Genomic DNA, 21,768 nt, shown 5'->3' with positions numbered 1-21,768 from the left:
ACAAAGAGAGCTTCGTTTACCTCCCCTCTGCGCGATGACATCACCCTACCTGCAAGCGGAATAGGTGTGTAGCGGCATTTTTTCCAGTTCAAAGTGGAAATGTCATGTACCGGGGGGATCACATTCGCAAAATAGGCGTTTACATAGCTAACTTAATCATTAACAACAAAATAACTTTTATATAAATGCACCGTGAATGCCTGCGGTGGAAAAAAGTTCGTGATCCGGATCTCTTTCTTTTCTAGCCGGAAGCGCCTAATATCAGATCAATATTAAAGTTATTTTCGAACACCCCCTCTCCTATGGCGTGGGGGTGTTGTTTTTATGTTTTGCTGAAATTGAATTGGAGAGTGGTATGACCAAGCCAACCATCACGATTAACGAGCTGGATGCTGAACGTTTGGATGCGTTACTGGCGCAACCGGCCTTTGCCGGTACAGTGGTCGCACAAGCGCTCAATGAAGAGCTGGATCGCGCAGAAATTCTGCCACCTAATGCTATTCCGGCAGATGTGGTGACTATGAACAGCCGTGTGCGTTTTCGTGATCTGAATAACCAGGAGGAGCATATCCGCACCCTGGTTTATCCGGCATCACTGAAAGACAGCAACGATCAACTCTCGGTGATGGCACCTTTAGGGGCAGCATTGCTGGGCTTGCACGTCAATGACGAAATCAGTTGGAAATTGCCTGGTGGGGATGAAGCCCGCATTATTGTGCTGGAGCTGTTATATCAGCCAGAAGCCGCGGGTGAATTTCATCGTTAATCGTCATTAATCGACAATAAATGCCGATAAATGTTGATTGAAATATCTGCGCATATGATGTGAGGGTAATAGCCTAGGGCCATTACCCTCCTGCCGCAGATTAGCGATATTTTTTATGGTAGGTATCGCGGGTGGGCTTGAAATCTTGGGCGGCTTTTTTGGCGTCATCCAGTTTGCCTTGATTGGCCAAAGCCAGCGCACCATCAATCTGCCCAATAAGTAAATCCAAACCATGGCGGAAATCCTTCACCTCCGCACTCCCCTCACCTTTACTCTTCAGTTTGCCAGGAATGCCCTTTTGTGCATCCAGTGCCGCCACGCGCATCGCCGCTAAACCTTGCTTGATCACATCTGTAGAGTCGGCCTTCAACACTTTGCCGTAATTCTCGGCAATGGTGTCCATGTTATCCGCCACACTGGCCGCCATGGCTAACGTGCTGGCGCTGAGTAACACCGCCGCCATTAACGCCATCATCTTCTTACTCATGCTCACACTCCTTATAATTATTGTTAACTGCATAGTTCTCATTGATACATTGCTCATACTTAACGTAGTCAATGGAGGGGGAAACTGGCAATGATTTCTTACTGCCAACAGAAAAAAGCCAAAACTGTGCGGATGAACAGATAAAACGCCCGTATTTCTACAGGCGGGAGATGAAATAAGAATATGACAGGAGGGCTATTATTCGCCCGCGATCTTCATCGCCGGTAATAGGACTGAACCACACTGAATGTTACTACGCAGTTCGATATCACTGCCGACACTCACGATATTGCGCAGCATATCTTTCAGGTTACCGGCGATTGTAATCTCACTCACCGGGTACTGAATCTCACCATTTTCAACCCAGAAACCAGCAGCCCCGCGAGAGTAATCACCCGTCACGGTACTGACCCCCTGGCCCATCAATTCGGTCACCACCAAGCCTTTATCCAGTTGCTTCAGCATTCCGGCGAAATCCTGCCCCTGACCTGCAATGCGCCAGTTATGGATCCCCCCGGCGTGCCCGGTGCTTTGCAGCCCCAACTTACGGGCTGAATAGCTGGTCAGCAGATAGGTTTGCAGCACCCCATCTTTGACAATCTCTCGTTGCAGCGTGCGCACGCCTTCACTGTCGAACGGCGTTGAAGCCAGACCACGCAATAAATGCGGATGCTCTTCAATGGTCAACCATTCAGGCAAAATCTGCTTGCCGAGGTGATCGAGCAAAAAAGTCGATTTGCGATAAATATTACCGCCGCTGATAGCCGACACTAAGTGGCCGAACAAGCCCGTCGCCACTTCGGCGGCAAACAGCACCGGTGACTCCATGGTCGGCAGCTTACGTGGCGATAAGCGGGACAAAGTGCGACGGGCGCACTCTTCACCCACCCACTCAGGGTTGGCTAAATCTTCCATCCGCCGACCAATGGTATAGGCATAATCCCGCTCCATATCGCCATTGTGCTCGGCGATAACACTGCTGGAGAGTGAATGGCGGCTGGAACAATAGCTCTGTAACATGCCGTGGCTGTTGCCAAAGACCTTAATGCCGTAATGGCTGTTAAAGCTGCCACCCTCGGTATTAGTAATTCGCGTGTCTGCCTGCAATGCCGCCTGCTCTGCTCGCGCAGCCAGCAAAATACCTTGCTCAGCATCCAAATCACCCGGATGGAACAGATCCAGATCCGGTGCCTCAAAGGCCAGTAGCGATTTTTCTGCCGGCCCCGCATAAGGGTCAGGCGAGGTATAGCGGGCGATATCCAGTGCCGCTTGCACGGTACGGGCGACCGCATCCGGACTTAAATCGGTGGTGGAGGCGCTGCCTTTGCGTTGCTGGTGATAAACAGTAATTCCCAGCGCACCATCGCTGTTGAACTCCACGTTCTCCACTTCACCAAAGCGAGTGCTGACACTAATTCCGGTGGTTTTGCTGACGGCAACTTCAGCCGCATCAGAACCCGCACGGGCCAATTCCAACGCTTGTGCAACAGCGTGTTCCAGCGTTTTACGCTGTTCTGCAACTTGAGTGACTACTTTCATCGATCTGCCATAATTAATGAGATAATCGTTCAGGAAAGTGTCGTAATACGACGACTTACACGGATAAAATAGGGGACGCCATACTTTCAGTCTATCAGAGATCTTGGTGCGATTTCGCAGAAAGCCAACAACCTGCTAGGCTTTACGCGAATTTATATCACTGAAATTAAAGGATTAATTTCTAGCAATGTCCACACATTGACCACATCTAGCTACAATAGTACGTCAATAGCATAAAAACGCCCGCATTTTTGCGGGCGCTTTTCATCAAAATGTTATTAATCCGCTTTCAAGCTCTCAGAGTTAGTCCAAAGGTCAAATAGATCTCCATCGGCATAAACTTTTACCTGCGCCACTCCGCTTGTCACCCCCATAGACACCACCTTATCAACGGGTAGGCCAACTTTCGGCATAAAGCATTCAGTCTGCATTATCTCGGTGATAGCGGGCATATCATTGTGTTTTGCTGCTGCAAAAAGGCGCTCGAAAGCATCTTTGGATGTGCAAACCGGGTGTTTGCCGCTAAGTGTTGCAGCCATCGTATTACCGGCAAAGCCAGCAATCAGCAGTGCCACTAAAATTCTCTTTTTCATCCCTATCCCCATTCACTGTTTTTATGAGTCCATCTTTAACTTGATAGTAAATTTTAGTTACCTGCGTTAATACTTATAATTATCAGGCAAATCGGGATAGGGGCTGATCTCACAACCAGCCTCCTCCCACACCACCGTACATACGGGTCCGTATACGGCGGTTCGGTTATGTTGATCGTCGCCTTCCTATAACTCTGGCAGGCCCAGTCTGACGAACAGGTTATTGGGAAGTGCTATGTTCAGCGCCGGGCTACAGCTCACCCGCCACTGTTTATGGCAACTTCCCACCGTCTGCGCCGAGAGGTCTTTGCTAACCCCGCGATTGTGCAGCTCTTTATAACGCTTGCCGCCCGTTTTCCACTGTTTCCAGAGGACACTCCGCAGCCTGCGCCTTATCCACCCGTTCAGCTCTCTTATCAGCGATGGCCACTCGTTCAGCCTGTAGTAGCTTTTCCAGCCCGTCATATATCGCTTTAACGGCTCGATTAGCTGCTCCAGGCTTCTGCCCGTGTTACGTCCCGTCAGTTCCCTTATCCGCGTTTTGAACCGCTTCACCGATCCCGGCGACACCACGCACCACACTTTCCTGCCCCTTATGAAGCTGTAACCCAGGAACTTACGCGACTCCGGATGCGCCACTGCGCTCTTTTTCGCATTCACCTTCAGCTTCAGTTTACGGCTCAGCCAGTGCGTCAGCCCCGCCATCACACGATTGCCTGCACGTTCGCTTTTCACATACACATTACAGTCGTCTGCATAACGGGCGAACTTCAGGCCGCGTTTCTCCAGTTCCTTATCGAAGTCATCCAGCAGCAGATTCGATAACAACGGCGACAGCGGGCCGCCCTGCGGCGTCCCTTCTGTCACCGGCCTTACCAGACCGGCTTCCATCACGCCTGCATTCAGGAACCTGCGGATAAGTGACAGCACCCGTTTATCCGACACCCGTTTCGCTATCCGGCTCATCAGTACATCGTGGTTCACCCGGTCGAAGAACTTCTCCAGATCGAGATCGACCACCCAGTGATACCCGGACCCAATATATTCATGAGCCTGTTTCACAGCCTGATGGGCAGAGCGCCCGGGGCGGAACCCGTAGCTGCTGTCGCTGAACGACGCATCCCACTGCATCTGCAACACCTGCATCATCGCCTGCTGGATAAAACGATCCACCACCGTCGGGATACCCAGCAGACGTTCGCCGCCGCAGGGTTTCGGGATGGTCACTCTTCTTACAGGGGATGGGCGATAGCTGCCGGACAGCAGTTGCGCTTTCAGTTCGGGCCAGTGGTGTTTCAGGTACTCCGGCAGTTCGCTTACGCTCATGCCGTCGGCTCCCGCCGCACCTTTATTGGCCTTCACTCTTTTCAGGGCTTGCCTGAGATTGACGGGTTCACAGATGGCTTCCATCAGCCACGCTGTTGACGACGGACTTTCTCTGGTCGTCGGTGCCTGCCCGGTTTCAGCCCCCCGGGAACCGGCGTCCGGGGCTTCACCCCTTCTTCGGGCTTCAGGGCCGCGATGCGTTTTCTGCTGCATGACCGTTCAGAACCTCCGCTGATACTCGTCACTCATTACCGTTCGGGCCTTCAGACGTCACGTCCTACTATGCCCTCTGCTGACTCCTGTCCACCGGTCAGCGCACCTTACGATGCACTCAGTTCTGAATACAGAACGCCGGACAGGCCTCCCGGGGTAAGCTCAGCCGCTTTCACCACACACCTGCCCAATCTACCACCCCGGCTCTTGATGGTTATGGCCTTCGCAATCACATGCTTGCTCCGCCAGTCGGGTAGGCCTTATATCGGGTTTCTGTCCGTCAGGTCATGGTTTTGCTCCACGCTTCCTTCAGACCCCGCCTCACGACGACGCCCTTGCGCTTCACTAGTCCTTCGCCACCATCAGGCTGGACAGGGGACTTTCACCCCCGAGCTGCTGAGCATGCCCGGCACACATAAAAAATCCTGCTAAAAGCAGGATCAAAGAATGACTAATGATTTCATTTCACGGTCAGAACATCACCACCTGCCCTCCAGTTTGTGGATGAGGCATCACCGGGTTAATCTCACCGGGCTTGGAGATTGAACGCATAAAACTTTCCATCGTCACAAAGGTATGGCCGCAATTCACATTGATGCACTGGTGATAGCGCTCTTTGGTTTCGGTGGTGATTTGGCTGCTGCTGCGGGTATGGGCTGCGCTATGGCATAAAGGGCAATTGAACATGATCCGGACTCCGGCATCATCCCGGCTATGGCCGGTGTTAATGATAATTATGCGTGATTATTGATTAAAAATCATCATTCCATATCCAAATCATCTATTTTCACCTCTAATTCCAGCGCGGTAGTAAAGCCGCTGCCACTCACCGAATGGGTAACAGTGACCAGCGTCCAATCAGCTTCATCAATCTGCTTTTTGAATCCGGTCACTTTAACCGGCACTTCGGGATAGAGATCGGCGCGACCTTTGGCAAGTTGAATAGAGAATTTCGCCGCACCCCGTTGCAGCCGTTCCCAATTCGATTTAGCCGCCCGCTGTGCGTTGTTCTTGCTGGCGTAAGTGGTGCGCAAGGTCAGTACATTTTCATCCGTACCTATCAGATATTCGCCCTGTTTCTCTTCTGGCTTCTTGGGCTTGGCGCTGCTTTTCGTCTTGCGTTTACGCTTTACTTTTACCGCTGGTTTTTCGGTGGTGCGGGTGTTAAGCCAGTTCGCCACGACGCCGGTATATGCGCCCCGGTCAGCCATACTAAATTGATGGCCGTCACCCAAACTGCGGATAACGGTCATGACTGGTATCGGTTTACCGCTGGCGGTTTTCGATTGGCCTTGTTTGATAAATAACAGATTGCCATTTTTTACGGCGGCAATAGCGCCATATTGTTTCGCTAATCGGGTTATTAAATTACCGTCTGATTCGTTGGTTTGGTCTATATGGTCAACCGTTAAATCAGACATGGCTTTATTTAAAGTTGGGTTGAGTTTATTGCGCTCGGCAATTATTTTAATGATCCCGCCAATGGTGGTTTTATGGTAAGACTGATCGCGGCGAACATTCAGCGTTTCACGAAAATCCGCACTGCGGGCGCGAATAGTCAGCTTGTCCGGTGCGCCGCTGTGCTCTATTTCATCCACGGTAAATACGCCTTTATCAATTAGCGCCGACCCTTGCCAGCCCAGCGCAACCGCTATTTTCGCCCCGCGACGTGGCAACACTAATTGACCGTCTGAATCATCCAATTCAATATCAAGCTGATCAGCTTCAAAGCCGCGATTATCCGTCAAGGTTAATGACATTAATCGCTTTTTAATGCCGCCGCTTTTATCTACACCGTCGACTTTAATAGAATAATCCGGCGCGTTATGCCCGTTATTTAACAGGCTATCGATTATGGTCATGATAATAATCCGCTGGCAGTGTCCGATATTTGAGTAGCGATATCGTCAAATTGCTGAGATAAATCACCAAACATCTCTTTCAAAGATTCATCGGTGCGCTTTAGCGTGAGCGTAAACTCAATTTTCCGCGCCGACCCGTCACTGAAAAAAATACTTTTGGTGCGGCTAAGATTCTCAATGACAAACATGCCATGAATAGCGCCGTTCCCTTCAATCAATGACCAGGCTTTGCCGGTTTCAGCCATCAGTTGCAGCGCCATGAGTGAGATTTTACCGCCAGTCAATTCAGGGTATAGCACACCGGATAGCGTAATAGACTCTTCATCTGGCCCTAAAAATTGACTGATTGGCCGTAAGCCAATGCGGGCATTTGAGGGGTGACGCCATGCCATTTGATGCTGAAAATCTTGATAAGGGACGGTTTGCAGCATAAAGACAAACATCCCTAATGCCATCATCATGTGATTACTCCTTAGTCGTCATGGTCTTGATAGCTGCGGTTTGATTTGCTTTGCGTGTTTCGGTGATAAGCCGCTAATTGACGGGCCACCTCGCGGGCAATATCCTGTGCATCCTGCTGCGGCGTCGGGTAAATATTGATAATGAGCGCGGCATGGCTGGCTTGGTTTTGTGGCGGGTTATTGGTCTGGCCGCTGTGATTATTGCGGTACTGTGTCGCTGGTAAACTGTACGGATGAAGCGGGGCGGCGGCAGCTTGATAGCCACTAAATAGCATGGAAGCGGCAACCGCCATGGCGGCAGTATTGCGACGGCCAGTGATGTGTGCCGGGCCGTTAATAATCTCTGGCCCATGCTCACCGACTACGCCAAATTTACCCAACGGGATAGTGCCGCCGTTATCATATTCACCGGTGTATTTCGCGGCGATATCAGCGGCACTGTTGCCCTTGGGGGCGGGTTTCCATGTAATACCGTAGTTGCCAGCGGCGGCGGCTAGCGCCGGATTACTCTGTGCCAGTTCGCGGGTTTTCTCGGAGCGCTGTTTCACTTCATCCAGCTTTTCCAGCACCCATTTAATGGATGAAATCAGCGCGTTAAGCGGTGTCATGGCAAAGCTGATACCATCGGCCAGAAATTTACCGAAAGATTTACCGGCATCGGCAGCGCTGTTTAAATCGGCGGTGGTGGATTGCACCGGCTCCAATAGCTTTTTAAACCAATTCCACACGTTTTTAACCGCATCACCAATCCAGTCAAACACCGGCCCCAGCGGTTTAAGTGCCTCTCTAATCGGGGCGGCGGCTTGCATAAAGCCATCCACCGCGCCGCCTAAAAACGCCTTAATCGGATTCCAATACTTGTAAATCAACAGGCCAACGCCCGCGATAGCCGCACCAATCAGGCCGATGGGGCTGATTAATATCCCGAACATGCCCCCTAAGCCACCAAGGACAAAACGCAGGAATTTAAGCGGAGATTTAGCCAGCCAGCTAATGCCATTACCCAGCATTTTAAAACCGCTGATGCCGGATTTAACCGGCGAACGCACCACATTAACCAGTCCATTACCCAGCCCTTTAAGGGTGGCAATCGCCGACTGACCGCCATTTTTAGACAGGGTAAGCAGTGAGCGGCTAAAGTTGCCGATCTGCTGGGTGGTTATCGGAGTAGTGCTCGCCAGTCTGGACATACCAAACGACAGCTGCGGCAACAATCGGATGCCCAATACTGAGGTAGTAAAACGCAGTAGGGCGAATGGCCCCAAAATACCGACCACGGCAATCGCCAATGCACCGAATGCGGCGGTAGCAATAGCGACAGCGGTACCCACCTGCACAATGCCAAGGCTGATTTTTGGATGCGCTTTGAGGAACTCGGCCACACCGTGCATAAACTCGGTAATGCTTTTAGCTGTTGACCTAAGCCATGCGTCATTTTTCTCAAACAGTTCAACGCTGACGTTTTCCAGGGCGGCATGAATAATAGTCATGTCGCCTTTTAAGTTGTCCAGCTTGGTCGCTGCCACGCGCGCCGCCTCGCCATCATACTCACCGGGCTGACCGCGCATCTTATCCAACGAGCCATTACCGGCAGCGTGCATCAGCACGCCAAAACCGGTCACGGCATATTGCCCGGCGATGCTCTTAAAGATAGCCCCGCGCTCAACGTTGCCCATTTTAGCGGTTTTCTCATTGATATCTTTGAGGATATCCACCAGATCGCGCATATTGCCGTTTTTATCGGCCGTCTTAACCCCTAAATCTTTAACGGTACTGGAGCCACCAATACGGCTTAAGATGCTACGCATGGTGGTACCGGCCTGACTACCCTGAATACCGGCGCTACCTAGCATGGCGGTAGACGCTGCGACTGTCTCCAAACTCTGCCCGTATTCGCGGCCAACGCCACCGGAATACTTCATGGATTCGCCCAACATCGGAATATCCACGTTATTCCGGGTAAACAGGGCGGTGAGCACATCGGCCACCCGATCCATTTTCTCGGCGGGGATACCCATCGCGGTTTGAATATTGGACGCGATATCGGCGGTGGTACCCAAATCGATATCACCGGCCGCCGCTAAATTCAGCATACCCGGCATTGCCCCAACAACCTGTTTCGGGCTGTAGCCGGTGCGGCCAAGGTAATATTGGCCCTCGGCGACTTGCAGGTCGGTAAATTTAGAGGACAGCGGCAAAGTACGGGCCTGATGGCGCATGGCTTGCATTTCGGGCGAGTTTTTATCTTTAATGCGGGTTACCGCCTGGGTACCGCTCATCATGGCGTCAAATTCATAACCGACATGCAGGGCGTTCCCAATCCCGCGGCCCATGGCGCGGCCGGTGGAGAGCGAGGTGTAACCCAGCCCGGCGGCAATGGCTTTGCGTTGATTGCTGCTATCAAAGCGGTTACGGGCGGCACTGAGGCGCTGTTGTTGCTGCGCTTGCTGCTCTAACCGGCGCTGTTGCGCAGTCAGCGCGGCGGTGGTGCTGGTGATATTGGCTTTAAGGGATCGCTGTGCCTGACCTAATCGGTTAGTGGCAACGCCGCTGCTTTGTAATGCGCTGCGCTGGGTATGTAGCGCGATGCGTAAGTCATTGTATTTTTGTTTTAGTTTGGCGGCGGCTTCGCTGGCGCGCTTAAACTCTCTGGCTTGCTTTGCAGTGGGTGCCGCACTGTTTTTTAATTCATTAGCAAGCTGGCGCGCTTTATCGCGGGCGGCGGCCAATGCCTGAGCGGCACCATTAACCGCCGCTTTGTTCTTACGAAAGCCCTCAATATTAGCCGCCTGGCTATTGAGTTGTTTAAGCTCTTGTTTGGAATTTTTAATCGATGCGGCCAGCATCTTATTGCTGGCCAACATAGATTTAAAGGGCTTGGTCACTTTATCAATGGCACTTAAAGAAACCTGCAAGCGGAGGTTCTTATCACTCATCACTGCCCCCGTTACGGATAATGGCTTTATGTCGCCATTCTAAAAGCTCACCAATAGTCATTGGATCGGTGGCGGATGGCGGCCAATGGAATACCACCGCAATATCAGCCATCAAATCATCAACTGTTAAGCACTCAGGTAGTCGGACTTGACCGAGTTCGGTAAGAAAAAAATCGCCAGCGCCTGAGACAGCGCGTAGATATCCGCCGGATCAAGGTTGCTGATTTCTGGCACGGTCAGATTGGGCGTAGTGATGCGAGGCAATACCCGGATCAAGGCGTCAACATCGGTATCTAACAGCGCTTGCAACTTAGCCCCGCGCAACGCTCCGGCGTTGGGTTTATTCACCGTGACTTCGGTAATGGTGGTATCCCCCCGGACAATAGGTACATCCAGTGTGATCACATTAAATTGGGGTTCTGTCGTGTCTTTTTTCATAATAATTATCCGATTAAAAGTTAGGAGGTTTGCCCCGAGTGCGACGGGGCAACTGTTCCTACGGGCGCTCCGGCGGCCTAAGCCGCTACGACCCGAACGGAACTTTTCCCCATCGATGGGCTATCGTGACTCGTCATCTACTCTCTGATGGGGGCATTAAAGGCCAATATTGCGGCGGTGGGCTTCCAGCATATCGACGCCGTTAACCATTTCGACCATATTCACAATGTCGATTTCAATCAGCACTTCACCGTCCCACGTCAGTTTGTAGTAGGTGTTTTTAGTGGAAATCTTGGTGGTGGTGTTGTCGCCTTGTTTACTGTCACCGCCGTCGATTTCCTCATGACGGCCGCGCATCACAATTTCTACCGCGTGGGTTTCGCCGGTGTCGTCGCGCTGATAAGAGCCAGCAAAACGCAGCATCACGCCATCGACTTTGGTTACACCCCATTGCTTGTAAATCTCGTGTTCAATACCGCCCAGTGTCCAGTCAACATCCAGCGCGCCATCCGCCAGCCCCAAATCGACCTTAGCGCTGCCGTTCATCCCGCCACCGCGAAACTCTTCAAATTTGCGGTTGAGTTTTGGCAAGGTGATCGATTCAACTACCCCTTGATAGCTGTTCCCGTCATTGAATACATTCAGGAACTTAAGTTTGCGTGGTAAGGCCATAATTAAACTCCTTAGCTATTAACAGCGGCGGCGAAATTAGCCAGATAGCGATCGGTGATGCGCTGGCGTAGGGTTAAATCTTCCAGTGGTGGCACTGGCGTATAGTCGTAATCAATAAACAGGCGACCCGCTTTCAGGGTGTCTTTATCGTTCACGCTGTCGTCGTACCAGCAATCGCCATCGATCAAATAGCCCAATGATTTCAATTCACGCATTTTGGCGCGAATGCCCTCAATAATGTCTTTTGCCAGTGATGGGCTGAGCGGCTTATCGTTAGCCCACATATGCGCCTCGGCCATGGTGTCAGCCAGTACCTGAGCGGTGCGGGTGTAATTTTCAAAGGCAAATAGCGGATCATCAGAGCAAGAGCGAGAACCCCAAAAGCGATAACCGTCTTTACGGATCAAAGTGGTGACGTCTTTACTGTTGAGCAAGTTGGCATCGGTGGCGCTGTTTTGCAGATCCCAAAACACATCAGCGCTAATGCCAGTAACACCATTTACTCCCACGTTAGACAGTGTTTTATGCCAGCCAACATCATTATCAATCTTGGCACGCAAGCCGAGTGCGCGAGCGGTTGCAAAGGCGGTCGTCTCGGCATTAGTGACCGTATCCCAGCTAAGAAAATCCGGCCAAATCACCATGGCTTCTCGCTGGCTGAAATTATCGCGGTAGATAATGGCCTCTTCTTTGGTTTTACAACCATAAGCACTGATGTAGGCAAAGGCGCGTAAATCTTGAGCGATGGAAAGCAGTTCGGTGGCTACCGCTTTAGTGTCATGACCTGGGACACCCAAAATTCGCGGTTTAACGTCAAACTTGCCCTGTGCGGCCAGTAGTGCTTTCATGCCGGTGTAGCGGCCATCCGGTGTGGATCCACCAATGATGTTTGACGTGGTCTCGGCTTCGGTTTCACCCTGAGCCACACGGACAACGATAGTAACGGGTTTGGTTTGGTCGCCGATGGCATCCAGTGAATGGGCTAATGTGCCGGTTTCACCGGCCTTGCCACTGGCGGCTAACACATCGGTGAGTAATACCGGGGTATTGAGTGGAAATAGGGTGGCGTCAGCATCATCGGAGGTACAGACCATCCCGACCACCGCCGTACTGACAGTGCGGATCGGGCGAGTGCCTTCGTTAATTTCAATGACGCGCACACCATGGTGGTAATCGGTTGCAGACATGCGTTTTCTCCGGTTAAGCGTTCATTCGCTATGATGCCGGATAATTACGCGCGGGGCAGTGGGTGGGGGTTGTGTGAGGGATGGCACAAAAAAAAGCCCCGAGGTCGGGGCTAATATAAAATGTCAGGCTGACAGCGGCGGCCAGACTGGGACACGATAGCCCTGATTAACGGCTTCCACTAACAGCCATTGCGGCAGTTCGGGTAGTTCAATCAGCGGCCAGTTCTCCTGCATCGGCCATGCGCGATAGAGCGCACGTGTGGCGGTTAACTCGGTGCGCTGTTCCTTGGTCAGTGGGGCGTCATCAATCGAGTAATCGCTGACCATCATGGGGTCAGTGGCAATAATAAAATCATCACGATGGGCGCGAGCTTTTGCCGCTAGTTGGTCGGGGTTTAGCGGTAGCGTTTGAATATCGACCCAACAAGGCTGAGTGTTATCAACACCTATTTCTTTCCCTGTTGGGGCTGCATTGGTGTATTGGTCATAAATATCCTGCGTGACTTCTATTGCATCACTGGGCCATGACTCGGCCGCAATATAGCGAGGTTTCATTTCTTCGCGGTAAAGTCCAAGCGTGGTAGGGGAGAAATAATATTTCATTCTTAATGTCCTATTGCGTAGATATCAATGCCGCCATAACCGCCGACAGTCGCATATGTCGTGGTCATTAACATGTAATAAATTCGACCAGCAGGTAATTGAGCTGCGTTAGCAGACCCTAAATCAGCGACGCCAGACGAACCATCTGTTCCCCACACACCTAAGCACTCAATTGGAAATGGGGTTAACCAGGCGGCGTTAATCGTTGCAGTTGCGCCCTGAGTGACAACGGAACTTTTTTGCAGAAGAAAACCATTGGGTAATGTCAGCGTCCACTTACTGTTATCGGCATTTTTGACAAATGACCAGGCGCTCATATCGGGTATTTGTCCCGCACCGGTTCCGACATCTTTTGCCGCTGCCGTTCCACAGCCGAGATTAACTCTTGCGTTAGTTTTGGCGATTTCACCTTTGTTTTTAATTTCGATTAAGTCATTAACCACGCGGAGCGTATCGTTAAAGAGTGCAACGCCTCCGGCGACACCAGAGCTTAATTTAGCTGCATCTCCCAAACCCAAAGCAGTGAGGGCGGCTTGCACAAAAGCGGTATTCGCCAATTGTTGGGTATTATTTCCCGCGGCCGGTGTAGGGGTAGTTGGTTTACCCGTCAGTGCGGGGCTAGCTTTGGGAGCATACTGTGAATGTGGATCAACCGCTGTCAAATGTGCAATCATCAATTCATCGGCATAGGTTTTAACCTCAATCACCTTATCATCGACGTATTTGCGCGTTGCCAACACCACAGACGGATCGATTTTTAATGTGACCGCCTCAGTGCTACTCACAATCAGCACCATGCGCACGGTTTGCGTGCGGCCGCTGCCCTCTTGTAGCTGGGGTTTATAGGTGTCCGGGCAGTTGGCAATGGCAATTAATACGCCATCTTTATCAAATAGCCCGATTTCACGTATCCACCAACCGCCGTCCGTTTCGGGGATCACTTGCTCGGCGATAATCTGGCTACTATTCGCCTCATCAATACTCAATGAATTCAATGCGGCGCGGCGTTTTTCACCCACAAGCTGTGTTTGTGCCGGGTTTGGAATTGGTAAGGCACCGCCGCCATCCCCCACCGCCATATGCGTAATTTGTAATGGGGTACCGAGAGCGGCCGCGTTTGCCAGCTTGGCCGCCCCCAAATTGGTCAGTAGCGCAAAATATTTCACTGTCATGGGTTGACTCTCATATCATCAATCAGATGCACCACACCGCCGCAATAGCCTTGGCCGCTAACGGTAATAGTTTCGGGTAGATAGGGGTAAATGGTCATTTCGTCACCGTCATAGCTGGCGGCGCTGATGGGGATCGTTCCGTTAACATCGAGATTAATCGATAGGCCGATCAGATGGCGGCTACACGGCTTGGCATCATCAATCAGCCGCTCCAACTCCTGATACATCTCCTCAGTAATACCGGTCTCCAGCACGCCAACATCCAGACGAAAAGTGCCGGGAGCCTCGTTGGTTTTCCACCACTCAATCACCTTAATCAGATAGCCGAGCGGCTCCACCACACGCCGAATTGCGCCAATAGTGCCTTTGCGTTTATGGACGTAAAACGAGGCGCTGACCACTGCGCGCTTTGTGGCTTCCGGCCAGCCCTCATCCCATCTGTCGACCGACCACGCCCACGCCAGATAAGGCAGTAACTCCAGCGGGCAAGTGTCCGCATTCCATAACTGACGCAACGGCACATCAATATCAGCCATGCGCGCACAGGCTTGTGCAGCGGCAACTTCCAGCGGGGTTGAGCCAACCGGCAATAAACGTTTATTCATCTGAGCCACCCGCTATTAATGTATAGCCGGTACAATAGGCTGCCTGTGTTTTATCCAACACCACATCCGCTATCGGTGCGACCAGATCAACTCGCTGCACCCCCTCGACATGCAGCGCGGCATAAATCGCCGACTTGCGAATATCGCGCCCTAATCGGCGCTGAGTGCTGATGTAATTTTGCAATTGGGCTTCTGATGCAGCGCGGATCGGTTCGGCTTCTGGCCCTGGGTAAAAATAGAGCGTGGCGTCAATCTGATATTCCACGATATCGGCGGTATTCACCGTTAATCGGTCGGCTACCGGCCGCACATTCTCGTCATTCAGGGCGGTAAAGACTTTATCCAGCAATTCCTGCGGTGCCGTGCCGTTCCCCTCGCGAGAAAGCACAGTGACGGTGACGCAAGCGGGGGACGGGCTGATTGCGGAGGCGTCAGCGATGCGGCCGTCAGCACTGCGGGCATGGTATTCATACGCGCCGGTCGGCCCCGCCACGCTCAAACCCTCAAAGGCTTGCGGGATACGCACCCGAAAATCGTCGTCAGACTCCATCACTGCGGTAATCGGTGGGATGGCGTCTGGATTGGCTGGCGTGATGGTCAGTCGCGCAATACCATTGTTTGCGCCAAGGTGATCTAAATCACCCCCCATCGCATGGGCCACCATCACCGCTTGCGCCCCCTCATTGACACGCTGTCGCAACAGCAATTCACGGTAGGTACTTTCCTGCAACAACTTCACGATGGGTTCAGACTCAAATGACAGTGTTAGTCGCACGGCGTCTTGTTGATCAGCCGGATATAAGGCGATAAATTCCTCTTTGCGTAAGGCAAACAGGCTTTCAAAATCCAGTGATTCAATCACCAGTGGGGCCGGTAACTGGCTTAAATCAATGATTGGCATTATTGGCCTCCTAGTGGCACGACCAAACTCAACCGGCTATCGCTGTCGGTACGGCTACCGGTTAAATCCACCATCATCTTACCGTCAATTTGAGTGGTGATACTGATGGCATTCAGCGTCACGCGCGGTTCCCATCGCATTACCGCACCATAGACAGCGGCCATCATTTTTAGATGCAGAGCGGGATTTTGTGGCTGGTCGATTAGGGTTGATAGTAAGGAGCCATAATCACGGCGCATCACTCGCGAGCCTTGCGGCGTGGTCAGAATGTCACTGATTGACTGGCGAATATGGTCAATATCTCCGATGTTTAAACCGCTGTTGCGGTTCATACCGATATATTTATAGCTTGTCATTTAACCCCCTCAGTCCAGCTTCCGCCGCGCTGCACGCCGCCGTGATTATGGTTATCAACCACCACGCCATTAGATGAAAATTTACCGCCGGTATGCGTGATATTGCCGCTCATCTTGCCGCTTTGGGTCACATCCAGCGTGGCGGTGGTTAGGTTGTTGGTACATTCCACTTCTGGCGTATCCAGCGTGATTTTGACTGATGCGGTACAAGTGATATTGGGCGCGGTCACATTGACTGATTCACTGGCTTCAATCACCGCCGTGGCTATGCCGGTGACAGCCAGGTGACTGGTTTCCGGCTCATACTCAAAACGCGCACCATCAGGAAAAGTGATCACCATGGCATCAGCCGATTGTGACGGCGCGGAATGAGCATCAGAAAAAATGGCGGGCAGCACAAAGCCGGTGGTGAGTTCACCGCCGATACTCAGCACCATGACTTGTTCACCTTTGGACGGCGCAGACCAAAAACGCACCCGACCGGCGCGTAGCGTTAACCAATTGAGCCAATCGGTTTCAAGGTTGCCAATTTTGACCCGGCACAATCCGTTAGCAAGATCGACGTCTGAGACGATGCCAATGCGGATAATGTTAGCCAACAGGCGTTTAAGGCCAGCAATAAGGATATTCATGCGGCCAGTGTGCCGCCTACGGGCGCGCGCGGCATGTGATGGGTTTTGTGTGAGGGATGGCACAAAGGAAATGAAACTAAAGCATGAATGCTAATATCTCTTGCATTGATGTATTTATTGGGGGTACATTAATTATATGGACATATCTTACGACCCAACCAAAAACGAAAAAAATATTGCTGAACGTAAACTGTCCTTTGAGATGGCGCGTGATTTCGAAGTTGCTACCGCGCTAATTGTTGAGGATCTACGTAAGGAATATCCAGAGCGGCGCTTTCAGGCACTGGGCTACATTGAAGAGCGGTTACATATGTTGGTATTCACACCACGTAACGGCAAGGTGCATGTTATCAGCTTGCGTAAGGCCAATTCCCGTGAGGTAAAGCGATATGAACAAAAAAATCAGTAAAGTCACCATAACCGATAACCCTGAGTGGGGCGAGGCAGAGTTTGCCCGCGCACGTCCAGCCACCGAGGTATTTACCGAGTTGTTTGGGAAAGAGGGCGCGGAAAAGGTGATAAAAACCCGTGGTCGGCCAAAACTGGCAAATCCGAAAGAGCCAGTTAAGTTACGGATTGATCACGATGTGGTGGACGCCTATCGGGCGCAGGGTGACGGGTGGCAAACTAAGATGAATGAAGCGTTGCGCGATTACGCTAAAACACATGGAATGCTGTGATTTAGTGTGGCATAGCAATACATCAGTTCTTCAATCCATTCGCTATCGCCGTCAGTAAAGTGCAATAACTGGCGGCGCTCTTATTTAATGGTTAGCCAGTAGGGGAATTAAGGTCAACCATAGAGAAAGGAATGGTTATAGGGTGACTGAAAACAGCCGCCTCATTGATGTTATTTCAAATGTATTTATTCGGCATTAGTTTGCAAGACACCAAGAACACTATCACGATGGTTGCTAATGTGAGTTTTCCAAAGTGATCAGGAAAAAATATCAAATAACAGATTGAACATATGATAATAACCACAAATGGAATCGTTGAAAATAATATGTTACACAATATATTTTTCATTACCTTCCCATGCCGTTAAGTATATCCACAATTTCATCAAAGCTTAAATTAGAGTTGGAACGTATTTTCTCCATTGCTTTAGAAACAACTGGTTCTATATATACGTAAAGCATTTCTATATTATTGATTCGTAATAAATTATAATATTCCGGGTCAATCACTTGCAGCTTTCTGGCCGCCATAGCGGATTTTTGAACTTTCCCATATAAATCAGCGGCATTAATTAAAAACAAACCTTTTTTGTTTATTTCTGCCCGTACAATATTGGATACAGAGAATGACTCCGCAACTGTTTTAGCTATAGAGTAAGCCATGGCTTTTTTAGTGGTTATTGAAACTGAGAGATTAGCAGCTAAATGGGTTGACTGATAAGCGGAATTCTGCATGTTTTCACGCGGTGTGTACCTATCAAGAACATATTCGACATAAAGCTTTATCATGTCAAAGATAACATCAGATCTTCTGTATACCTCTGATATTGCTTTTATTATTCTTGCATCCTCAGCTTTTATTTCCTGACATTCTCTCGCATATTTTTCAAAGAAACAGGATGTATACCAACTGGCTCTTTCAGCACCACTATATACATTCCTGATCGTTCCTTTGGCAGAACTCACAGCTCCTTTTATCCCGCGCTCTAACGATAGCGATAACTCTCTATCTGCCTTTAGTTTTTCTTTTAAATAAAAAGAAGCATTCATTAACTAGCACTCCATTGATTGTCAATAATTGTGTACTATACGTTATAATTATGGATTTTAAATACTACAATGGAGTTGTATGATGCGACTGGCTAAATTTGGGACTTTTCTTACTTTATTTGTTATCTTGACCTTTCTTATTCCAGAGGTTCTGGTGTTGGTATTGTCAAGCGATCAGTTTGGCAATGCGATAAGTTATTTTAACTTTCTTAATACGAATATCCTGATAGCGCTCTATTATGAAATGGCTATTCTTGCTCTTTTTCTTTCATATCTAATGACAAAAGTGATTTTTCATTTAATAAGAAAAGATAAATAACTTAGACAGGAATAACTATTTGGCGATGTATTCCAACGCCAGATCCCCAATCCATTCACTATCGCCGTCAGTAAAGCCTAGCAACTGGCGGCGTTCATATTTCACCGTTGGCCCGTTGCGACTGACTTTATCGCGCAAGCCGTAGTGATGTACCCGCACCAGATTATTGACCTTGCCACTGAATGTAACGGCGGCTTCATCGGCGTTGGACTCGCTTTTAATAAAGCGGGCGGTGCGCAGTTTGGTAAACATCTTGCGTTTGATGCGGCCTTGCTTATCGCGGCGTTTTTTCTTGCGTGGCACAAAGGGTGAGCCGTCTGGGTTTTGTTGTGCCTTGATGTGCTTTTGCTGGCGCTGGCGTAGTTGTTTGGATACCTGATGCATAAACGCACCACGCGCCTGTGGGGATAATTGCGCCAGTAAAATTGATAAGGTTTGGTCTAACTCATGCAGGTCATTCACTGTGTCCACTCCGCAACAGTTTTACCCTCAATATCAATCTTATAGCTGTTGATAAAATGCTCCGGCGGCACCGGCTCCCCAAGATGGTTAACGTCTAATTTGCCATCTTGTTCTTTCACGATCACCCGTTCGGTGAGTTTGATATCAATGCTGATATCGCGCACTTTATTATCCAGATAATCAACTTCAAAAGTAAAACTGTCCTGGCGTTTGTCGGGGTTTGCCATAATATCGGGCTGATGAGTGCGCAACCAATGCAAAATCGGGACAATGACCAGATCCATATCACTGGCGTAATCAGTCACCACCAGATTTAAGGTGTACTGATACTCAAAAGAGAGTGACGGGGCCAGCGTGGCAATAATCGCCCCTTTATCAATAAACACATGCAAGCAGTCCGGGTTTTGCTTGATATACGGCACCGCCTTTAAAATGGCGGTGCGTAGCGAATCAGGCTTTAACATTGGCCGCCCCTTGCTGGCAAGCCAGCACCGTATCTACCTGCGCCGCGCAAGCGTGTAAAGCCGCTTCCAACTGGTCGATATCGTCGTTTAAGTCACTGTTAGTTTGCGGTTCCGCTGCCGGGAATTGGCAAGGCGTGACTCGCGGACAGCCATTGACGGTAATCTGCGGCCCCGGTAAAGGCAGGTCGCTGGCGCAGCCGGATAATATCATCAGGCAAGGGAGTATCAGCCCAGCGGCGTAAGATTTCATTTTCACGGTATAACCTCTTGATTTGGCTATTGCGCTGCGCCAACAACTGATCGGTACTGGCAACCTGCTGGCGTAATTGCGCCTGTGCCTGATTGTTGGCGTTGGCGGTCAGTGCCAGGGCAATAAGTTGGCCGTTTTTACTGACTGTCTCGGCCGCTTGCTGGTCAATCACTACTTGCCGAGCCTCAGACAAGCGGTAGGTTTGCACGCCACCGGCAAGCAGTAAGGCGGCGGCAATCGCCCATGCGAGCGGAGCGGTGTTGAAGATTGGCATGGTGTCAGCCCGGATATTGACGGGCGGGCAATTGAAAATGCGGGCCGTCTTTAAAGGTTGTCCAGTTACCGCCCCACTCCACGGCGATCCCCAACTCGGCGGCGGCCTGTTTCATCGCGTCAGCCATTGGATAGAAATATTTCCATTCCCAGCTGACCTTGCCGTCCGGCAGCGGCACAATATCGACCGCATGACCGGTTAAATGGCGGCTGTTCAGGGTTTGGCTGGCTCCAGCTTTGACCAGCTCACGTTGGCGCTCGATTGTGCGGCGGCCCTCGATCACTTTAAAATCAATCGGGGTCAATTCCAGCGCGCGGCGCACCACTTTCACCAAATCAGGATGCACGCCGATCAGATTGGTTTCGCTGGTTTTGCCGAAAATAAATTTATTGCTTGGCATCAGTGGTTCCCGTCTTTTTGTTAACAATTTTAAATACCAGCTCGCGGATGGTCTGCAAGCCGATCAGCCCGATAAGACAACTGACAAATATCTCCACTTTCCCGGCGGCAACTTCGGTTAACGCGCCATTTAGCCAGGGAGTGGCATCAATCAGGTGGATTAGCATCGGGGAAATTACCGGGCCGATATTGACGCCGACCAGCCCACACACCACCCCCTCGCCAATGCCCTCACGCAACTTACCGCCGCCCCACACTACGCGGCGAAACGCCACAATAAAGGCGACGAGAAAGCCGTTTATCACGGTTGAATGGGTAGAATAAAAGGCCAGTACCACCCCCACCCAACTTGGATCTTTTTCTGGCATTTTCATGTCCGTTACCCCCTGTGGGGAATTGTGCAATTAGTCCCAAAGTTGCAGGGTTTGCGTCGTTGTGGCGGCTCTGACTTCCGGCATTTCCACCGGAAAACCGTGCGGTAACACTGGCCCGATATCCGCTAACCCCGGATTAGCTGCCAGCACTTTTTCAGTCACGCCCTCAGTGCGGCCGTAGTAGCGCCAACACATGGCATCAAGGGTGTCGTACTGCTGGGCCAGAATGCGCATTAAATCAATTCCACTGTCATGCGGTTGATGGCCTGAATATCGTTAATTGCCCAGGCAGCATCACGGCGCAAATTATCAATAGTGGGTTCCAGTGAATCGGCCCGCTTCCCGCCGGTAGCGGTGGTATCAAAGCCACGAAAACGATCAGTTAAACGGGCTTGCATCAGGCAAAACACCGCCGTGCGGTACAACTGAATACGGGTACTTTCCTCATTCAGTTTTTCCGCTGGCACCTCAGCCGCCGTCATGTAACCTTGTTTTTGCTGGGTTAAGCGCCAGACAGATAACCGATCATTGGTTTCATTGATGGCAAACAGCGCCGCCTCAATAACGCGCGGCTGGGTGATGGTGCCGTCCTGCCGTGACTCTTCGCGGTACTGATTCAGGTCGATATCCGGCCAGAAACCATCATTTTTTATAACGGCTTTTTCCGTTGGCTCCTGCGGTTCTGGTGCCCCTGCTGTCTGATTGGTATTGATGACGATTTCCATGCTGACACTCGCAAAATAAACG

At 50.7% G+C, this 21,768-nt stretch carries 29 protein-coding genes and 1 pseudogene; 3 read left to right on the top strand and 27 right to left on the bottom strand.

Annotated elements, in window-relative coordinates; genetic code table 11:
* The first annotated feature begins 355 nt into the window (after positions 1-355).
* Positions 356-766 (top strand): nucleoside diphosphate kinase regulator, encoded by a 411-nt coding sequence (rnk, locus tag FFE93_RS02220; RefSeq protein WP_032896665.1) that lies wholly within the window; start codon positions 356-358, stop codon positions 764-766.
* Between the two features lie 100 nt (positions 767-866).
* On the opposite strand, the gene cybC is transcribed toward rnk, so the two are convergent.
* From cybC to FFE93_RS02130, 18 genes are all read right to left on the bottom strand, one after another.
* Complete coding sequence (cybC, locus tag FFE93_RS02215) at positions 867-1,253, bottom strand: cytochrome b562 (protein WP_054872818.1); 387 nt, start codon at positions 1,251-1,253, stop codon at positions 867-869.
* Positions 1,254-1,451: 198 nt separating this feature from the next.
* Positions 1,452-2,792 carry a metalloprotease PmbA gene (gene pmbA / locus FFE93_RS02210; protein ID WP_005271411.1) on the bottom strand — a complete coding sequence of 447 codons (1,341 nt, stop codon included), beginning with the start codon at positions 2,790-2,792 and terminating at the stop codon, positions 1,452-1,454.
* A 278-nt stretch (positions 2,793-3,070) separates the two neighbouring features.
* Positions 3,071-3,385 carry a hypothetical protein gene (locus tag FFE93_RS02205; RefSeq protein ID WP_261369034.1) on the bottom strand — a complete coding sequence of 105 codons (315 nt, stop codon included), beginning with the start codon at positions 3,383-3,385 and terminating at the stop codon, positions 3,071-3,073.
* Positions 3,386-3,571: 186 nt separating this feature from the next.
* Positions 3,572-4,795: a group II intron reverse transcriptase/maturase gene (gene ltrA, locus FFE93_RS02200; protein ID WP_261368997.1), complete on the bottom strand. Its 1,224-nt coding sequence runs from the start codon at positions 4,793-4,795 to the stop codon at positions 3,572-3,574.
* Positions 4,796-5,395: 600 nt separating this feature from the next.
* Positions 5,396-5,611, bottom strand: a complete 216-nt coding sequence (locus FFE93_RS02195) for an ogr/Delta-like zinc finger family protein (RefSeq protein ID WP_013649733.1) — start codon at positions 5,609-5,611, stop codon at positions 5,396-5,398.
* A 74-nt stretch (positions 5,612-5,685) separates the two neighbouring features.
* The gene (locus tag FFE93_RS02190; RefSeq protein ID WP_049598974.1) at positions 5,686-6,786 is read right to left on the bottom strand and encodes a phage late control D family protein; all 1,101 of its coding nucleotides are present in this window, start codon (positions 6,784-6,786) and stop codon (positions 5,686-5,688) included.
* The gene (locus FFE93_RS02185) at positions 6,783-7,247 is read right to left on the bottom strand and encodes a phage tail protein (protein ID WP_049598971.1); all 465 of its coding nucleotides are present in this window, start codon (positions 7,245-7,247) and stop codon (positions 6,783-6,785) included. The genes FFE93_RS02190 and FFE93_RS02185 overlap by 4 nt, the downstream gene beginning before the upstream one ends.
* A gap of 11 nt (positions 7,248-7,258) precedes the next feature.
* On the bottom strand, positions 7,259-10,183 hold the full coding sequence (locus tag FFE93_RS02180) for a phage tail tape measure protein (protein ID WP_049598967.1): 2,925 nt from the start codon (positions 10,181-10,183) through the stop codon (positions 7,259-7,261).
* The gene (locus FFE93_RS02175; protein WP_042562521.1) at positions 10,176-10,295 is read right to left on the bottom strand and encodes a GpE family phage tail protein; all 120 of its coding nucleotides are present in this window, start codon (positions 10,293-10,295) and stop codon (positions 10,176-10,178) included. Before FFE93_RS02175 ends, FFE93_RS02180 begins: the two co-directional genes overlap by 8 nt.
* A gap of 14 nt (positions 10,296-10,309) precedes the next feature.
* A complete protein-coding gene (locus FFE93_RS02170; RefSeq protein ID WP_049598964.1) occupies positions 10,310-10,621 on the bottom strand; it encodes a phage tail assembly protein in 312 nt (103 codons plus the stop codon).
* A 156-nt stretch (positions 10,622-10,777) separates the two neighbouring features.
* Positions 10,778-11,293, bottom strand: coding sequence for a phage major tail tube protein (locus FFE93_RS02165; RefSeq protein ID WP_042562520.1), 516 nt, complete (start codon positions 11,291-11,293; stop codon positions 10,778-10,780).
* An 11-nt stretch (positions 11,294-11,304) separates the two neighbouring features.
* Positions 11,305-12,480, bottom strand: coding sequence for a phage tail sheath protein (locus FFE93_RS02160; protein WP_049598960.1), 1,176 nt, complete (start codon positions 12,478-12,480; stop codon positions 11,305-11,307).
* A gap of 123 nt (positions 12,481-12,603) precedes the next feature.
* Positions 12,604-13,083, bottom strand: a complete 480-nt coding sequence (locus tag FFE93_RS02155; protein ID WP_054872124.1) for a tail fiber assembly protein — start codon at positions 13,081-13,083, stop codon at positions 12,604-12,606.
* Between the two features lie 2 nt (positions 13,084-13,085).
* Positions 13,086-14,255 carry a phage tail protein gene (locus tag FFE93_RS02150; protein ID WP_074007273.1) on the bottom strand — a complete coding sequence of 390 codons (1,170 nt, stop codon included), beginning with the start codon at positions 14,253-14,255 and terminating at the stop codon, positions 13,086-13,088.
* On the bottom strand, positions 14,252-14,860 hold the full coding sequence (locus FFE93_RS02145; RefSeq protein ID WP_049598954.1) for a phage tail protein I: 609 nt from the start codon (positions 14,858-14,860) through the stop codon (positions 14,252-14,254). Before FFE93_RS02145 ends, FFE93_RS02150 begins: the two co-directional genes overlap by 4 nt.
* Positions 14,853-15,761 (bottom strand): baseplate assembly protein, encoded by a 909-nt coding sequence (locus FFE93_RS02140; RefSeq protein WP_049598951.1) that lies wholly within the window; start codon positions 15,759-15,761, stop codon positions 14,853-14,855. Before FFE93_RS02140 ends, FFE93_RS02145 begins: the two co-directional genes overlap by 8 nt.
* Positions 15,761-16,117 (bottom strand): GPW/gp25 family protein, encoded by a 357-nt coding sequence (locus FFE93_RS02135; RefSeq protein ID WP_049598948.1) that lies wholly within the window; start codon positions 16,115-16,117, stop codon positions 15,761-15,763. Before FFE93_RS02135 ends, FFE93_RS02140 begins: the two co-directional genes overlap by 1 nt.
* Entirely contained in the window at positions 16,114-16,749 is a 636-nt protein-coding gene (locus FFE93_RS02130) for a phage baseplate assembly protein V (protein WP_049598946.1), read from the bottom strand. Before FFE93_RS02130 ends, FFE93_RS02135 begins: the two co-directional genes overlap by 4 nt.
* 136 nt (positions 16,750-16,885) lie before the next feature.
* Between FFE93_RS02130 and FFE93_RS02125 the strand changes: the two genes are divergently transcribed.
* Together FFE93_RS02125 and FFE93_RS02120 are read left to right on the top strand one after the other, a co-directional pair.
* Positions 16,886-17,158 carry a BrnT family toxin gene (locus FFE93_RS02125; protein WP_049598943.1) on the top strand — a complete coding sequence of 91 codons (273 nt, stop codon included), beginning with the start codon at positions 16,886-16,888 and terminating at the stop codon, positions 17,156-17,158.
* Entirely contained in the window at positions 17,139-17,429 is a 291-nt protein-coding gene (locus FFE93_RS02120) for a BrnA antitoxin family protein (RefSeq protein WP_049598939.1), read from the top strand. Before FFE93_RS02125 ends, FFE93_RS02120 begins: the two co-directional genes overlap by 20 nt.
* A gap of 348 nt (positions 17,430-17,777) precedes the next feature.
* On the opposite strand, the gene FFE93_RS02115 is transcribed toward FFE93_RS02120, so the two are convergent.
* From FFE93_RS02115 to FFE93_RS02070, 9 genes and pseudogenes are all read right to left on the bottom strand, one after another.
* Positions 17,778-18,479: a hypothetical protein gene (locus tag FFE93_RS02115; protein WP_049598936.1), complete on the bottom strand. Its 702-nt coding sequence runs from the start codon at positions 18,477-18,479 to the stop codon at positions 17,778-17,780.
* A 334-nt stretch (positions 18,480-18,813) separates the two neighbouring features.
* Positions 18,814-19,260: a phage virion morphogenesis protein gene (locus FFE93_RS02105; RefSeq protein WP_138774729.1), complete on the bottom strand. Its 447-nt coding sequence runs from the start codon at positions 19,258-19,260 to the stop codon at positions 18,814-18,816.
* A complete protein-coding gene (locus tag FFE93_RS02100; protein ID WP_049598928.1) occupies positions 19,257-19,724 on the bottom strand; it encodes a phage tail protein in 468 nt (155 codons plus the stop codon). The genes FFE93_RS02105 and FFE93_RS02100 overlap by 4 nt, the downstream gene beginning before the upstream one ends.
* Positions 19,711-19,911, bottom strand: a pseudogene (gene lysC, locus FFE93_RS21650) (Rz1-like lysis system protein LysC); the annotation flags it as partial. The gene FFE93_RS02100 and the pseudogene lysC, both read right to left, overlap by 14 nt.
* Positions 19,823-20,248 carry an Rz-like lysis system protein LysB gene (lysB, locus tag FFE93_RS02090; protein WP_049598925.1) on the bottom strand — a complete coding sequence of 142 codons (426 nt, stop codon included), beginning with the start codon at positions 20,246-20,248 and terminating at the stop codon, positions 19,823-19,825. The pseudogene lysC and the gene lysB, both read right to left, overlap by 89 nt.
* Positions 20,249-20,252: 4 nt before the next feature.
* Positions 20,253-20,648 (bottom strand): M15 family metallopeptidase, encoded by a 396-nt coding sequence (locus tag FFE93_RS02085; protein ID WP_049598922.1) that lies wholly within the window; start codon positions 20,646-20,648, stop codon positions 20,253-20,255.
* Positions 20,635-21,021: a phage holin family protein gene (locus tag FFE93_RS02080; protein WP_071841755.1), complete on the bottom strand. Its 387-nt coding sequence runs from the start codon at positions 21,019-21,021 to the stop codon at positions 20,635-20,637. The genes FFE93_RS02085 and FFE93_RS02080 overlap by 14 nt, the downstream gene beginning before the upstream one ends.
* Positions 21,022-21,051: 30 nt before the next feature.
* Positions 21,052-21,255, bottom strand: a complete 204-nt coding sequence (locus FFE93_RS02075) for a tail protein X (protein WP_049598920.1) — start codon at positions 21,253-21,255, stop codon at positions 21,052-21,054.
* Positions 21,255-21,746: a head completion/stabilization protein gene (locus FFE93_RS02070; RefSeq protein WP_049598917.1), complete on the bottom strand. Its 492-nt coding sequence runs from the start codon at positions 21,744-21,746 to the stop codon at positions 21,255-21,257. Before FFE93_RS02070 ends, FFE93_RS02075 begins: the two co-directional genes overlap by 1 nt.
* Positions 21,747-21,768: the final 22 nt, after the last annotated feature.

The organism is Yersinia sp. KBS0713, assembly GCF_005937895.2.
Lineage (GTDB): Bacteria > Pseudomonadota > Gammaproteobacteria > Enterobacterales > Enterobacteriaceae > Yersinia > Yersinia bercovieri.
Note: the sequence above shows the minus strand (reverse complement) of the source record. Positions and strands in the feature narration are given on the sequence as shown.

Bases quoted from the DNA above. Each gene is read 5' to 3' on its own strand.
- rnk (WP_032896665.1), top strand. From the start codon at position 356: ATGACCAAGCCAACCATCACGATTAACGAGCTGGATGCTGAACGTTTG.
- cybC (WP_054872818.1), bottom strand. From the start codon at position 1,253: ATGAGTAAGAAGATGATGGCGTTAATGGCGGCGGTGTTACTCAGCGCC.
- pmbA (WP_005271411.1), bottom strand. From the start codon at position 2,792: ATGAAAGTAGTCACTCAAGTTGCAGAACAGCGTAAAACGCTGGAACAC.
- FFE93_RS02205 (WP_261369034.1), bottom strand. From the start codon at position 3,385: ATGAAAAAGAGAATTTTAGTGGCACTGCTGATTGCTGGCTTTGCCGGT.
- ltrA (WP_261368997.1), bottom strand. From the start codon at position 4,795: ATGGAAGCCATCTGTGAACCCGTCAATCTCAGGCAAGCCCTGAAAAGA.
- FFE93_RS02195 (WP_013649733.1), bottom strand. From the start codon at position 5,611: ATGTTCAATTGCCCTTTATGCCATAGCGCAGCCCATACCCGCAGCAGC.
- FFE93_RS02190 (WP_049598974.1), bottom strand. From the start codon at position 6,786: ATGACCATAATCGATAGCCTGTTAAATAACGGGCATAACGCGCCGGAT.
- FFE93_RS02185 (WP_049598971.1), bottom strand. From the start codon at position 7,247: ATGATGATGGCATTAGGGATGTTTGTCTTTATGCTGCAAACCGTCCCT.
- FFE93_RS02180 (WP_049598967.1), bottom strand. From the start codon at position 10,183: ATGAGTGATAAGAACCTCCGCTTGCAGGTTTCTTTAAGTGCCATTGAT.
- FFE93_RS02175 (WP_042562521.1), bottom strand. From the start codon at position 10,295: ATGGCTGATATTGCGGTGGTATTCCATTGGCCGCCATCCGCCACCGAT.
- FFE93_RS02170 (WP_049598964.1), bottom strand. From the start codon at position 10,621: ATGAAAAAAGACACGACAGAACCCCAATTTAATGTGATCACACTGGAT.
- FFE93_RS02165 (WP_042562520.1), bottom strand. From the start codon at position 11,293: ATGGCCTTACCACGCAAACTTAAGTTCCTGAATGTATTCAATGACGGG.
- FFE93_RS02160 (WP_049598960.1), bottom strand. From the start codon at position 12,480: ATGTCTGCAACCGATTACCACCATGGTGTGCGCGTCATTGAAATTAAC.
- FFE93_RS02155 (WP_054872124.1), bottom strand. From the start codon at position 13,083: ATGAAATATTATTTCTCCCCTACCACGCTTGGACTTTACCGCGAAGAA.
- FFE93_RS02150 (WP_074007273.1), bottom strand. From the start codon at position 14,255: ATGACAGTGAAATATTTTGCGCTACTGACCAATTTGGGGGCGGCCAAG.
- FFE93_RS02145 (WP_049598954.1), bottom strand. From the start codon at position 14,860: ATGAATAAACGTTTATTGCCGGTTGGCTCAACCCCGCTGGAAGTTGCC.
- FFE93_RS02140 (WP_049598951.1), bottom strand. From the start codon at position 15,761: ATGCCAATCATTGATTTAAGCCAGTTACCGGCCCCACTGGTGATTGAA.
- FFE93_RS02135 (WP_049598948.1), bottom strand. From the start codon at position 16,117: ATGACAAGCTATAAATATATCGGTATGAACCGCAACAGCGGTTTAAAC.
- FFE93_RS02130 (WP_049598946.1), bottom strand. From the start codon at position 16,749: ATGAATATCCTTATTGCTGGCCTTAAACGCCTGTTGGCTAACATTATC.
- FFE93_RS02125 (WP_049598943.1), top strand. From the start codon at position 16,886: ATGGACATATCTTACGACCCAACCAAAAACGAAAAAAATATTGCTGAA.
- FFE93_RS02120 (WP_049598939.1), top strand. From the start codon at position 17,139: ATGAACAAAAAAATCAGTAAAGTCACCATAACCGATAACCCTGAGTGG.
- FFE93_RS02115 (WP_049598936.1), bottom strand. From the start codon at position 18,479: ATGAATGCTTCTTTTTATTTAAAAGAAAAACTAAAGGCAGATAGAGAG.
- FFE93_RS02100 (WP_049598928.1), bottom strand. From the start codon at position 19,724: ATGTTAAAGCCTGATTCGCTACGCACCGCCATTTTAAAGGCGGTGCCG.
- lysB (WP_049598925.1), bottom strand. From the start codon at position 20,248: ATGCCAATCTTCAACACCGCTCCGCTCGCATGGGCGATTGCCGCCGCC.
- FFE93_RS02085 (WP_049598922.1), bottom strand. From the start codon at position 20,648: ATGCCAAGCAATAAATTTATTTTCGGCAAAACCAGCGAAACCAATCTG.
- FFE93_RS02080 (WP_071841755.1), bottom strand. From the start codon at position 21,021: ATGAAAATGCCAGAAAAAGATCCAAGTTGGGTGGGGGTGGTACTGGCC.
- FFE93_RS02075 (WP_049598920.1), bottom strand. From the start codon at position 21,255: ATGCGCATTCTGGCCCAGCAGTACGACACCCTTGATGCCATGTGTTGG.
- FFE93_RS02070 (WP_049598917.1), bottom strand. From the start codon at position 21,746: ATGGAAATCGTCATCAATACCAATCAGACAGCAGGGGCACCAGAACCG.